Origin of the sequence: Gemmiger qucibialis, assembly GCF_027689445.1 — a bacterium.
Taxonomy (GTDB): domain Bacteria; phylum Bacillota; class Clostridia; order Oscillospirales; family Ruminococcaceae; genus Gemmiger; species Gemmiger qucibialis.
The window spans coordinates 353,714-366,799 of record NZ_JAQFEN010000001.1; the positions used below are offsets into that span (position 1 = coordinate 353,714).

General features: G+C 57.0%; 12 protein-coding genes. 6 read left to right on the plus strand and 6 right to left on the minus strand.

The features are described from left to right. Positions 1 to 104: 104 nt before the first annotated feature. Positions 105 to 812 (minus strand): carboxylate--amine ligase, encoded by a 708-nt coding sequence (locus tag PG062_RS15850; protein WP_371681672.1) that lies wholly within the window; start codon positions 810 to 812, stop codon positions 105 to 107. Positions 813 to 950: 138 nt separating this feature from the next. On the opposite strand from PG062_RS15850, the gene PG062_RS15855 reads away from it, so the two are divergent. The 4 genes from PG062_RS15855 to PG062_RS01610 all read left to right on the plus strand — a co-directional run bounded on the left by PG062_RS15855 (position 951) and on the right by PG062_RS01610 (position 6,365). Next, positions 951 to 1,322 (plus strand): hypothetical protein, encoded by a 372-nt coding sequence (locus PG062_RS15855; protein ID WP_408611381.1) that lies wholly within the window; start codon positions 951 to 953, stop codon positions 1,320 to 1,322. Between the two features lie 287 nt (positions 1,323 to 1,609). Then, positions 1,610 to 3,439, plus strand: coding sequence for an asparagine synthase (glutamine-hydrolyzing) (gene asnB, locus PG062_RS01600; RefSeq protein WP_270750771.1), 1,830 nt, complete (start codon positions 1,610 to 1,612; stop codon positions 3,437 to 3,439). A gap of 12 nt (positions 3,440 to 3,451) precedes the next feature. Further along, a complete protein-coding gene (locus tag PG062_RS01605) occupies positions 3,452 to 4,951 on the plus strand; it encodes a UDP-N-acetylmuramoyl-L-alanyl-D-glutamate--2,6-diaminopimelate ligase (protein ID WP_270750772.1) in 1,500 nt (499 codons plus the stop codon). Between the two features lie 157 nt (positions 4,952 to 5,108). Continuing rightward, positions 5,109 to 6,365 (plus strand): hypothetical protein, encoded by a 1,257-nt coding sequence (locus tag PG062_RS01610; protein ID WP_270750774.1) that lies wholly within the window; start codon positions 5,109 to 5,111, stop codon positions 6,363 to 6,365. A 98-nt stretch (positions 6,366 to 6,463) separates the two neighbouring features. Here the strand turns inward: PG062_RS01610 and PG062_RS01615 are convergent, their stop codons facing one another. Then, complete coding sequence (locus tag PG062_RS01615; protein WP_270750775.1) at positions 6,464 to 7,234, minus strand: ATP-binding protein; 771 nt, start codon at positions 7,232 to 7,234, stop codon at positions 6,464 to 6,466. Positions 7,235 to 7,374: 140 nt separating this feature from the next. On the opposite strand from PG062_RS01615, the gene PG062_RS01620 reads away from it, so the two are divergent. Beyond that, a complete protein-coding gene (locus PG062_RS01620; protein ID WP_270750776.1) occupies positions 7,375 to 8,034 on the plus strand; it encodes a Crp/Fnr family transcriptional regulator in 660 nt (219 codons plus the stop codon). Positions 8,035 to 8,041: 7 nt separating this feature from the next. On the opposite strand, the gene PG062_RS01625 is transcribed toward PG062_RS01620, so the two are convergent. Then, entirely contained in the window at positions 8,042 to 8,224 is a 183-nt protein-coding gene (locus PG062_RS01625; protein WP_408611382.1) for a hypothetical protein, read from the minus strand. Positions 8,225 to 8,307: 83 nt separating this feature from the next. Continuing rightward, positions 8,308 to 9,495: a nucleotidyltransferase family protein gene (locus PG062_RS01630; RefSeq protein WP_270750777.1), complete on the minus strand. Its 1,188-nt coding sequence runs from the start codon at positions 9,493 to 9,495 to the stop codon at positions 8,308 to 8,310. Between the two features lie 165 nt (positions 9,496 to 9,660). On the opposite strand from PG062_RS01630, the gene PG062_RS01635 reads away from it, so the two are divergent. Beyond that, complete coding sequence (locus tag PG062_RS01635; RefSeq protein ID WP_114000699.1) at positions 9,661 to 10,878, plus strand: acetate/propionate family kinase; 1,218 nt, start codon at positions 9,661 to 9,663, stop codon at positions 10,876 to 10,878. A gap of 910 nt (positions 10,879 to 11,788) precedes the next feature. On the opposite strand, the gene PG062_RS01640 is transcribed toward PG062_RS01635, so the two are convergent. Both PG062_RS01640 and PG062_RS01645 read right to left on the minus strand, forming a co-directional pair. After that, positions 11,789 to 12,454, minus strand: a complete 666-nt coding sequence (locus PG062_RS01640; RefSeq protein ID WP_270750778.1) for a hypothetical protein — start codon at positions 12,452 to 12,454, stop codon at positions 11,789 to 11,791. Then, complete coding sequence (locus PG062_RS01645) at positions 12,451 to 12,960, minus strand: RNA polymerase sigma factor (RefSeq protein ID WP_270750779.1); 510 nt, start codon at positions 12,958 to 12,960, stop codon at positions 12,451 to 12,453. The genes PG062_RS01640 and PG062_RS01645 overlap by 4 nt, the downstream gene beginning before the upstream one ends. Positions 12,961 to 13,086 lie beyond the last annotated feature (126 nt).

Genomic DNA, 13,086 nt, shown 5'->3' on the forward strand with positions numbered 1-13,086 from the left:
GGCTGGCGTTTCTATGATTGCCAAAAGGGCGGCGGGTGCACAATGTGCGCCCCTACGGGGGCCAGCGATTTTATTTATAGTGTGTGATAGCTTTTATTCTATCATCAATCCCGCAGGCCCTTATTGCCATAGTAGCGGGCGGTTTTGCGGTAGTAGTTCAGCTGGCTGCGGATGTACCAGAGCCAGCGCTTCAGGTTCCAATCCTCTTTGCAGAACAGCTGGTGGGCACATTTGCCCTCTTTTTTCAGCTTATCCGCACGGGCCAGCAGATCCGGGTCCTTCAGGTATTTTTTGATCACGCCGTAGGGGGCAATCATCCACAGGCTCTTGGTATCGGCAATGGTCAGGCCAAGTTCCTTGTGCTCCAGCACATCCTCCACCAGCCACTTGGACAGATTATACCCTGCCGCGGTGACAAAGTAGCTGGAACGGCCCTGACGGGGGTTCATCTCAAACATCTTGTACTCGCCGGTGCGGGCGTCGTACTTGATGTCCATATTGGCAAAGCCTTCCCACTGCATATCTTCCAAAAAGTTTTTCAGCTTTTCCAGCAGGGCAGCATCATTGTATTCGGGGTCAGACAAGATGGCCGCATAGTTGCCGATGCCTTCGGGGGTCTGCTCTTCCAGCAGGGGGCGACCCAAAGCCATCAGTTTGACTTTGTGGTCCAGGCCGCAGTAGGCGTTCAGCACACGCATGCAGTTGTCATCGCCGGGGATATACTCCTGCAGAATCAATTCGTCCTGGTAGCTGCTGCCGTAAATGGCGGCGGTGATGGCGTCAAATTCTTCGCGGTTATTGGCAAGGAACACCTTTTTCTTGTGGGGGAAGGTGCAGTTCCAATACGCCGGGGAATTGCTCGCCTTGATGATAACGGGGAACGCAAACGGCAGTTCTATATTTTTATAGTTCTGCGCATTGCAGGTTGCCGTTTTGGGGTAGCTCAGGCCGTGTGCTTCGCAGGCACGGTAAAAGTTTTCCTTAATATCCAGGTCCAGCACGGTTTGCAGTTCCGGGCAGGCAAAGTGGTAATAGGGTTTCAGGGCATCGCGGTGGCGGCCCATCAACACGGTGTAACCGTCCGCGCAGGAAACCAGCACCAGCGGCTTGTCCGCATGGGCTTTTGCGTAATCGGTCAGCGTTTTTACAAACGTTTCATCGTTTTCCAAATCAGGTTCCAGCACGGCAATTTTTACAAGATTGGTGTTGGAAGTTGCAACCAGCGCACCCTTGCAGATGGCCACGCTGCGCACGCCATACTGCTGGTAAAAGCTGCGTGCCATACCATAAACATTGGCATCGCTGCCAAGAAGTACCGGTAAAAAATCAGACATAATACCAAACCTTTCCCATTTTGGTTATCCTTTATTTTACCGCCATTGCCACCACATGTCAAACGGCAATATCGCCTGCTTTGGGGGTGCGGGCACGGCGTTTTTTGTCTGCGCGGGCGAAAATTCCAGCAGCATTCGCCGCAAAATGCTTTTCTTTACGGCGCGAACCGTGTATAATAGGGCATATCGTACAAACAGTACCGGTTCCCGCCGGGGCAAGAAAGTAATAACCTGCGGTTTGTTTTTAACTCCGCAGCCAGTTGAGGATTATAACCATGTGTGGAATTGTTGGCTTTGTCGGCGCACGCGCCGACATGCAGGAAATTTTGCAGGGCATGATGGATGCCATCGCCCACCGCGGCCCCGATGGCCAGGGCCAGTTTATTGAAGGCCCGGCAGCCCTTGGCCAGCGCCGCCTTTCCATCATTGACCTGGAGGGCGGCAAACAGCCCATGTTCAATGAGGACCAGAACCTCGCCGTCATCTTTAACGGCGAGATCTACAACTTCCAGGAGTTGACCGCCGAATTGATGCGCGCCGGGCACACCTTCGCCACCCGGTCCGACACCGAAGTTTTGCTGCACGGGTACGAGCAGTGGGGCAAGGAGATGCTGCAAAAGCTGCGCGGCATGTTCACTTTTGCCATCTGGGACCGCAAGAACGAAACGTTGTTCTGCGCGCGCGACCATTTTGGCATCAAGCCGTTCTATTATTACCAAAACGATGCCGGAGAGCTGCTGTTTGGCAGCGAGATCAAAAGCTTTTTGGCCCACCCCGGCTTCAAGAAAGAGCTGAACGAAGAGCAGCTGCCGCTGTATCTTTCCTACCAATATTCCCCCGGGGAGGATACGTTCTTCAAGGGCGTCAAAAAGCTGATGCCCGCCCACTGGCTGGAATGGAAAGCCGGGCAGCTGACGGTGCAGCGCTACTGGCAGCCCAAGTTCGACCCCGATGATTCCCGCACACTGGAAGAGTGGGAGGACGAGATCGGCGCGGCGATGAAAGAGAGCGTGCAGGCACACAAGATCGCCGATGTTGAGGTCGGCAGCTTCCTTTCTTCCGGCGTGGATTCCAGCTACATGGCCGCGCTGGCCCATGTGGACAAAACATTCACCGTTGGCTTTGCCAACAAGCAGTATGACGAAACCGACTATGCACAGGAGTTTTCCAAGCACATCGGGGTTAAGAATTACGCTTACCGCATTACGCCGGAGGAATACTGGGCCAACCTGGGCAAGATCCAGTACCACATGGATGAGCCTCTGGCGGATGCCGCTTCGGTCGCGCTGTACTTTGTCAACCGCGAAGCATCCAAGCAGGTCAAGGTCTGCCTGTCCGGTGAGGGTGCCGATGAATTTTTCGGCGGGTACAACATTTATAAAGAGCCGTTTACCGTAACCTGGTATGACAAGATTCCCCTGCCCATCCGCCGGGCCATCGGCGCGGTGGCGGACCTGCTGCCGCCGGTGCATGGCATCAACTTCTTGGTGCGCCGCGGCAAGCCGCTGGCGGAGCGTTACATCGGCAACACCAACCTGATGGATGAGCACCGCAAGAAAAAGCTGCTGAAAAACTACCACCCCGGCAAGCTGCCCACCGACCTTTCCCGCCCGTACTTTGAGCTTTCCAAGGGGCAGGACGCTGTGACCCAGATGGAAACCTGCGACCTGAACCTGTGGATGGTGGGCGATATTCTGCTGAAAGCCGACAAGATGAGCATGGCCAACAGCCTGGAGCTGCGCGTGCCGTTCCTGGACCGCAAAGTATTTGAACTGGCAAGTCATATTCCGACCAAGTGCAAGGTGAACGCCACCCAGACCAAGATTGCGATGCGCGGTGCGGCAGAAAAGACCATTCCCGCCAAAACGGCAGACAAAAAGAAGCTCGGCTTCCCTGTTCCGGTACGCGCCTGGCTGCGGGATGAGCAGTATGCGGGCGTTGTGCGCAAGGCATTTAACACCCCCGCCGCGGAGCAGTTTTTCCGCACAAAAGAGCTGAATGCCATGCTGGACCAGCATATTTCCGGCAAGCGGGATAACTGGCGGCAGATCTGGTGCATTTTTATGTTCTTAGTCTGGTACGATGAATACTTTGTAAAACGCTGAGGTGATAACAACATGCTGTTAAAACAACTGCTGAAAAATCTGGACTATACACTTGTTCAGGGCTGCCTGAATACCGAAGTGACTGACATTTACTATGATTCCCGCAAGGTAACGCCGGGCGGTCTGTTTGTCTGCATCGTCGGCACCCAGCGGGACAGCCATGATTACGCCGCGGACGTTGCCGCCAAAGGCGCCGCCGTGCTGGCCATCCAGCACGACCTGCCCGCCGAGGTGCTGGCCGCTTTGCCGGATGTGACCGTGGTCAAGTTCGAGAGCACCCGTTACGCCATGGCGCTGCTTTCCACCGCCTATTTTGGCCGTCCCGCGCTGGAAATGACGATGGTTGGCGTGACCGGCACCAAGGGCAAAACCACCACCACCCACATGATCAAGGCTGTGCTGGAAGCCGCAGGTCACAAGGTCGGCATGGTCGGCACCAACGGCGTGTATTACCCCGGCCACCACTATGACCTGAACAACACCACCCCCGAGAGCTATGAGCTGCAAAAGATCCTGCGCCAGCTGGCGGATGCCGGGTGCGATGCCTGCGTGATGGAAGTTTCCAGCCAGGGCATTATGATGGACCGCGTGGCGGGCATCCATTATAAAGTGGGCGTGTTCACCAACCTGTACCCGGACCACATCGGCCCCGGCGAACATTCCAGCTTTGAGGAATACCGCAGCTGGAAAGGCAAGCTGTTCCAGCGCTGTGATATCGGCGTGGTGAACGCTGACGACCCCAACACCGAAGCATTGCTGGAAGGCCACACCTGCAAGCTGGTTACCTATGGCATCCACGCCCCCAAGGTGGACTACCGCGCCAGCGAGCAGTACCGCCTGCTGCGCAACAAGGAGATGCTGGGCGTTGAGTTCGCCCTGACCGAGCCGGACGGCCACACGCTGGACGTACAGGTGGGCATGCCGGGGCTGTTCAGTATTTACAACGCCCTGGCCACCATCGGCGTGGGCAAGGTGCTGGGCCTTGCGGATGCCCCCATCCATGAGGGACTGAAAAAGGCGCTCGTCAAAGGCCGTGTGGAGCTGGTGCCCATCAGCCACAAGTTCACCATCCTGATCGACTATGCCCACAACGAAGCCGCCACCGAAAGCCTGATTGAAACCCTGCGGGAGTACAACCCCAACCGTCTGGTCGTGGTGTTCGGCTGCGGCGGCAACCGCAGCAAGCTGCGCCGTTACGGCATGGGCGAAGTGTGCGCCAAGTTGGCGGATTTCAGCATCCTGACCGAAGACAACAACCGCTTTGAAAAAGTGGAAGATATTATCGCGGACATCAAAACCGGCATGGCCAAGGGCAACCCGGACGCCAAGTATGTGGAAATTCCCGACCGGCTGGATGCCCTGCATTACGCCATTGACCACGCGCAGGAGGGCGACCTGATTGCCGTAATTGGCAAAGGCCACGAAGCCTACCGTGACCGCGAGGGTGTTAAAACGCCGTTTTTGGAGCGCGAGCTGATTGAAGAGTACGCCGCTGAAACTGGGGTAGAATAAGCAATTTTGCAGGGCTATGCTTTGCCTTTTGCTGCTTTGCGGCAAAAGCGGCACGGCCCTGCTTTTCTTTTGCGCAAAACTATGGTATACTGTTTGTGTATGCTAAAAAGTATACACAAAATTCAAACCGAACCAATGCGGAAAGGAGGCCGGTTTGATGACCACACAACCACCTGACCGGCTTTTCCGCCCAGTCAGCCCAGCAGCACAGGCCAAGGGCGAGCGCGTGTTCTGCGCTGCCGTGGCGCTGCTGCTGGTTTTATCGGAGGTATTCAGCTCCAACATTCAAAACACACTGCCCACATTCAGCCATGTGTGCCGCATTGCCTTAACCGTTACGGCGGCGGTGCTGCTGGTTGCCAAAAGCCTGCTGCTGACCCAGTGGCAGACCAAACAACAGGCGCTGACGGCTGCCGCGTTGGCCGCTTTTGCGGTGTTTACCACCGCATACGGGCACGACCAATGGTTTTTGTTTGCCGTTTTGCTTGGCATTGGTGCCAAGGATGTTGATTTGCGCCGGGTGCTGCAGGTCTACCTTGCCGCAGCGGCTGGCGGGCTGCTGGCGGTGCAGCTGCTGCACGCCGCAACGCCGCTGATGCCCTACCTGTACTACTGCCGCAACTGGGATTACGGCTATGGCCATTACAACGGGTACGGTGCCCGGCTGGCCGGTGTGTTTTTTGCCTGGGGCTGGCTGCGTTGGCCGCGCCTGCGCTGGTGGGACTGGGGCGGCTTGGCTACCCTGGCAGCCTACACGCTGCTGGTGCCCGGCTGCCGCGGGGCAGGCATTGCCATGGTGCTGCTGCTGGTTTTGTTTTTGCTGCAGCGTGCCTTGCCCGCCTTTTTTGAAAGCCGCATCTGGCACGGCATGGCTCTGGCTGCCGCACCGCTGGCGCTGGGGTTCAGCCTGTTGGCCGGGCGGCTGTTTGACCCGGATCATCCCACCGCCACCCCGCTGCTGGACAAACTGAACGGCCTGCTTTCCGGCCGGTTCGAGATCTGGCACCATGTGTTCTGGGGGTATCCCCTCTACCACCCGGAGCAGGACGGGGTGCCCGGCTGGTACCATGATGCCATGCCCAAGGCCGTTACCCTTTTGGGTGGCCTTGCCACTGATGGAGACGAGCACCACGCCATTGATAACTCTTTCCTTGCCATCCCGATGAACAAGGGTGTGCTGGGGGCCGTGGTGATTGGGGTCATCTTCCTGCTGTTGATGTGGCGGCTGTGCCAAAACCACTGCACGGGCGAGACTTTGTTTTTGACGGTGATCCTGGTTTACTTTTTGATGGAAAACAAATGCTTTTTGTTCTCCGCCGACCCGTTCATTCTGCTGCTGCCCGCAGCGCTGTTTCCCGCAAAGGGCAAGCCTCTGCCGGTCGTCTGCCCGCCGGTAACACGAGGGTGTATCTGAAAAGAATAGAAAAGCTGCCTGAACCTGTTTGCAGTGTGCAAACGATCCAGGCAGTTTTATTTTTATCCAATTTGTTTTTTGTCAAAAGCGGGCTTATCTCACAGCTCGCTGAGGATATTGCCGTCAATGGAGATGGTGATGACCTGCCACGGGATGAACTTGCCGCTGTTCTGCAAGGCCACCTTGGCGGCGCGTTCCAGCCCGCCGCAGCAGGGCACTTCCATCCGCACTACGGTCACGCTCTGGATGTTATTTTCGCGGATAATCTGGGTCAGCTTTTCGCTGTAATCCACATCGTCCAGCTTGGGGCAGCCCACCAGCGTGATATGGCCGCGGATGAACTTTTGATGGAAGTTGGCGTAAGCATAGGCCGTGCAGTCCGCTGCAATCAGCAGTTTGGCCCCATCAAAGTAGGGGGCGTTGACCGGAACCAGTTTGATCTGCACCGGCCATTGGGAAAGCTGAGACCGCAACACCGGCATGTCCTCCCCTGCCGGTTCCGGCTTATGCTGCATCTGGCGCATCTGGCTGCCGGGGCAGCCGTGGTGCATTTGCGGCACAGGCTGGTGGAACATGCTACGGGCCGCGCTGCCGGGGCAGCCGCCCAGCGGCTTTTGGACGGCTGCGGCTTTCTGGCGCTTGTTTTCCTCCACAGCCTTTTCATCATAAGCGGCGGCTTCGCGCTCCACAAAGGTGATAGCGCCGGTGGGGCAATGGGGCAGGCAGTCGCCGAAGCCATCGCAGTAGTCATCCCGCATCAGTTTGGCCTTGCCGTTGACCATGGCGATAGCACCTTCGTGGCAGGCATTGGCGCAGGCACCGCAGCCGTTGCATTTATCGGTATCGATCTGGATAATTTTGCGAATCATAGAGGGTGTTCCTTTCTCCGCGCCGTTCAATGCCGTGCATTGCTGTGCGGCGCGCTGCTCTTTTCTTTTTGCTGTGCTTGTATTATAATGCCATCAGGCCAATAAATCTGTGGTTATAACCACAAAAAGCGAGGAATCCCATGGAAAAAACAGCCAGCACCCCCATCCAGCTTTTCCGCGGCATGACGGCGGACGAACTTGCCGCCCTGCGCGCCGCCCACTGCATCCGTGTGCAGCGTTATGACAAAAACGCTCTGATCTACCATGCGGGCCGTGTGGTACATGAGATCGGCATTGTGCAAAGCGGCAGCGTAAACGTAGAATCCAACGACCTGTGGGGCAACAAAAGCATTTTGAGCCATGTGGAAGCCGGGCAGGCGTTTGCCGAAACTTATGCCTTGTGCGGCGAGCCGCTGATGGTGGATGTGGCCGCCGCGGAGCCGTGCGAAATTTTATGGCTGGATCTTGTACCCATGCTGCAGCAGCAAAACACTGCCGCCAGCTGGTACCCCAAGTTTTTGCACAACCTGTTACTGCTTTCTATGCAGAAAAACCTGGCGCTCTCCCAACGCATCCGGTGCACCACACCAAAAAGTGCGCGTGGGCGGCTGCTGACCTATCTTTCCGCGCAGGCAGTGCGGGCGGGCAGCACGCATTTTTCCATCCCGTTTGACCGCCAGCAGCTGGCGGACTACCTGAACCTGGACCGCAGCGCACTTTCCAAGGAGCTGGGCAAAATGCGGGACGATGGGCTGATCCGCTGCCGCAAAAACGAATTTGAGCTGTGCGGAACGGAATAACGCCCCCTTATCCCCTATCCTTAAGGCAACACCGCACAATTCCCGCCTTGCGGCCTGCTTCGTCCAGCTTGTTGGCTTTTAACAGGCGGATCACTTCGGGGATATTAGTCTGGATGGGGCACCCCTGCTGGCAGCGCGGCTTTTTGCAGCCCAGACACTGGTTGGCTTCGTCCATGACATGTAGTGCCATTGTTTTTTCTCATTTTGCAACGATTTTGCGTGTTAAAAGTGCAACAAAGTTTCAGCTCCGCGCACTTTTTATCCATACTTATATTATAATAGCACTACATGCGCCGTGTACGCAAACCCCATGGGCTGTATTTTGTACCGGCAAAGTAGCGAAAAATCAACCGCTTTGCTGTGCATATCAGCAGCAATTTGCAGTTTTTGGTCCTGTCCCGTCAAACCCGCAAGGCTGGTGCCCGCCGGAATTTTTGCGTGCTTTAACAGCGGCAGCGCGCTGCGCTTTGCCCCCAGCACCAACAGGTACGGCGGCAGCGCGGGCAGGCCCGCGGCGGGCACATCCAGCACAGCATCCAGTACCAGTCGCCGCAGGCGGGCCGTGGGGTAGCGCTTGGTTTTCAGGCGGTCATACAGATCATTTACCGTTTCTGCTTCGCGGGCTGCGGCATACAGGCGGTTTTCCAGCCCTTCGCCCGCGCCGCGTAAGGTACTCAGCTGCTCCGGCGTTTTGGTGCGCAGCAAAGTCAGCACTGCGGTGCTGAACTTTTCCGGGTCCGCCAGCTGACCTTGTTCCGCGGCCTGGCGGTACAGCTCCATGGCTGCCTGCGGCACAAAGGGGCTGGCAGCCTTGATTCCTTGCGTATGCACCAACTGCCGGATATGGGAAGCCGAAGCCAGTGCCTGCCCCTGCACCTGACCGGTCTGGGCGGTGCCATGGGCTGCGCCCAGACGCGGCAGGGGCAGCAACTGCATGGCTGCCCCCTGCCGCAGAATGGCCTTGCAGTATTCGATCCCCAAAATGTTGTTGGGCGTTTGCAGCAAATCCGCAGCGCCGGGGCACAATGTTTCGGCGGCTGCGGCACGGGCGGCGGCAAAGGGCAGGCCGCTTTCCAGCTGGCTGCGCAGCGCCGCCGGGAACGCCGCACTGCACAGCGCGGCAGCCGCTGCCTGCAAGGGGGCGGGCTCCGGGGTTTCGGCACCGAACGCAAGGGTATCGCACCCCAGCGCGGCCAGCAGATGTACCCCGGCAGCGGCAAACTGTTCTGCGCTGGCGTTGGCATAGGGCGCAGGCAGCGCCACCACCAGGTCCGCCCCGGCAGCCAGCGCTGCGCGCACCCGCACAGCTTCCGGCAGGATGGGTACCCCACCGCGCTGCACAACGCCGGTGCTCATACACACCGCGATGGTACTGGCTCCCCGCTGCCGCAGCATGCGCAGCTGCAATGCGTGGCCGCTGTGGAACGGGTCATACTCTGCAATGATGCCGACAAAATTCATATCGTCTACCCCTGATTCTCTGCAAATTCTGTTCGCTTATGCCGAAAAGAGCCTTGCAATGTTTTCTGCTTCATTATATAATAAATTTGTCTGATACAAAAGGGCCAATACAAAAACCGGGTCCCGCCCGGCATGGTTCTTAAATTTTGAAGGAGGACAAATCCAATGAAGATCCTTGTTATCAACTGTGGTTCTTCCAGCCTGAAATATCAGCTCATTGATATGCAAGGCGAGAAGGTGCTGTGCAAGGGCCTGTGCGAGCGCATTGGCATGGAAAGCAGCATGATTACCCATGAAGCCAACGGCAATAAAGCCACCACCCCGGCCATCTTCCCCACTCACACCGAAGCATTTGCTGAGGTTGTGAAGAAGATGACCACCGGCGATGGCAAGGTCATTGATGATGTCAGCGAGATCAACGCCATCGGCCACCGCGTGGTCCACGGCGGCGAAAAGTTCCAGGCCAGCTGCCTGATCACCCCCGAAGTGATCGAGACCCTGCGCGAGCTGAGCCCCCTGGCCCCGCTGCACAACCCTGCCGGCATCCTGGGTATCGAGGCCGCCAAAAAGGTCTTTGGCGATATCCCCAATGTTGCCGTGTTTGATACCGCTTTCCATTCCACCATGCCGCCGAAGGCTTTCATGTACGCCATCCCGTATGAATATTACGAGAAGTACGGCGTGCGCCGTTACGGCTTCCACGGCACCAGCCACAAGTACGTCAGCTACCGCGCTGCCGAATATCTGGAAGAGCCCATCGACCGCCTGAAGCTGATCACCTGCCATCTGGGCAATGGTTCTTCCATTGCTGCAGTTGACCAGGGCAAGGTTGTGGATACCTCTATGGGCATGACCCCGCTGGCCGGCCTGATGATGGGCACCCGCTGCGGCGATATCGACCCTTCTGTGGTCAACTACCTGAAGTACACCCTGAACATCACCGGCCACCAGCTGGACGAGATTCTGAACAAGAAGTCCGGCCTGCTGGGTGTCTCCGGCGTTTCCAGCGACAAGCGTGACGTTGAGGCAGCAGCCGCCGCCGGCAACCCGCGCGCACAGCTGGCCAGCGATATGCTGAACTACCAGATCAAGAAGACCATCGGCAGCTACATTGCCGCTATGGGCGGTGTTGACGCCATCGTGTTCACCGGCGGTATCGGCGAGCATGACGCTGACTCCCGTGCCAAGATCTGCCACCACATGGATTGGCTGGGCATCCGCGTGGATACCGACAAGAACGCCAACGCCCACAAGCAGAACAAAGATGTTGTGGAAATCACCGCTTGGGGTGCCAAGGTTCGCACCCTGGTCATCGAGACCAACGAAGAGCTGATGATTGCCCGTGACACCAAGGAAGTTCTGGGCAACGAAGGCTTGCTGTAATTGCACCTATATTCCAGCTCAAGCGCCTAAAACTGAACTAAGCTAAAAAATCCGCTCCTTTTGCAAAAAAGGGGGCGGATTTTTTGGTTAATTAAGAAAGAAAAAATAATAAAGAATAATTGTGGTGGACTGCGGCGCGGGCGCGCCGCTCAGAATTTTTTTGGGGGGTGCGGGATAGTGGAACAAGATTGGTGGGCTTTTATCGTGCACTGTAGGGAACGGTCTTGACCGTTCCGGAACCGTAGGACAGATTTAAGGCAATACCGCATAATTCTAAGTGCCGATACAGCGAGCGAGGTGCGGCAGCTGCTAGGCCAAAAGCGCAGATAATACTGGATGTCTTATCGAGTATTTTGGCGGGGCAGATGCCGTGCCGCAGCTGCCGGAGCGGTGCTTAAGCCGCAAGGCGGGAATTGTGCGGTGTTGCCTTAACTATAAATGTGACCGTCAACATTGCAATCGTATTTTGGCTTCCCTTGAGGGAAGCTGTTCGCGCAGCGGATTGAAGAGTAGTTCCACACGCAGAGCCTAAAAATGCAGGTTATTATTCCCACCCGGCGGCCAGAGGGCTCTGCGCCCGCAGGCGCGTTTCGGAGGCCAACCGGGATTGAAAATCCCGGCTCTTAGGCCGGAGATGGCCGCCCTACCGCGCAATAGTTTAATAGAATATTATGTCATTTAAAATGTGCGCCAAAATTCATGTCCGTCCGGGGCATTGTCCCCTACAAATGCTTTGCGATGTTTGGCACTACGGAGCATATGTTCGGCAAGATTCAGGCCCGTCCGGGGCGCCGCCCCCTACAAATAATTTATTTGTTTCTCCCATATTTTTAATGCATAGTCCGGCCTCAGGTCCGGCGGGGTCGGGTGTCCCCGCCCTACAGTGCGGCGGGCGTGTAGTCATCCGTTCTTACCGTATCCCCTGCAAAATCTCCACCACTTCCGCTTTATCCTGCCAACGGTACACCGATGCCACATAGTAGCTGTCCCCTGCTGTCCATGTCACTACGCTGCGTTCCTGAATCTCTTCTGCCGTCAAAGCTGCAATATCATCCACAAGCACGAACTGCTGTGCAATGTTTTCTTCATCTTCCTCTGTGATTGCATCATCCGGCCCGCGGCCCTGAATGTTGACTTTGTTTTCCAGCGGCATTTGGGCAATCCCCAGCAGCTGCTGTTCCCTGCCCTGTTTGCCATTATCAATCAGGCAGTAGTACACGCCGTATTTCTGATAGGTGCTGTCGTCCCATGCTACGGTACATCCTTCCGGAACATAGGTCAGCTGCATTTGTTCCATGGGGATGTCGGTCTGCGGCGCTTCCTGCACGGCAAGGTATGCCCGGCTGCCCTCCAGGATCACGGCAACTCTTGGCCAAAAGGCATAGGCGGTTGTTGCCAGCACTGCACAAACGGCAGCGATGATGACTATTTTCAGCAGCCGTCGGGGTGTGCGGCGCACCTGCGGCACAAATGGCATTGGCACATTGGCTGGTGCCAGCTGTTCCAGCGCTGCCAAGTCTGTTTGCTGCTGGGCGGCGCACGCCTGCACCAGCAGTTCATCCAATAGTTCTTTCATAAGGTCAGGCCCTCCTGTTCCAGTAATTGTTTCAGCTTTTGCCGGGCGCGGCGGCTGCGCTGGCGCACCGTAGCGGCGTGCAGCCCCAGTGCTGCCGCAATTTGTTCCCCGGTCATGCCCTGCCCGTATTGCAGCTGCAAGATGGCGCGGTCGGTTTCTTCCAGCGCCTGCATTGCCGCCAGCAGGCAGCGCACGGTCTCGCTACGTTCCAGCTTTTCCTGCGGCAGCGGGCCAGCATCCGGCAGGGCGGCAAATACTGCATCTTCTGCCGGTTCAGCCCGCCGGCTCCGCCGCATGTTCAGGGCCGTATGGCGCACCGTGACCAGCAGCAAATGGCGCAGCTTTTCCGCATCGGTCGTATCGGGCCGTGCCCGGTTCAGCCGCAGCCAGCTTTCCTGCACAGCATCCTGCGCCAGATGGCTGTCCTGCAAAATTTTATTTGCCAATGTACACAGGCGGCCATAATCCTGCACCAATGCCTGCTGCAAGGTATCTGCCGAGAACATTCTCTTCTCCCTCCTTTTTCCTTTATTCAGAAAGGCCTTTCACTTCTCTAACACGCCGTCCCCACATTTTGTGACAGCAAAAGCGGCACCCATGTTACCGGGTGCCGCTCTGTTTCCTTTAGCAAC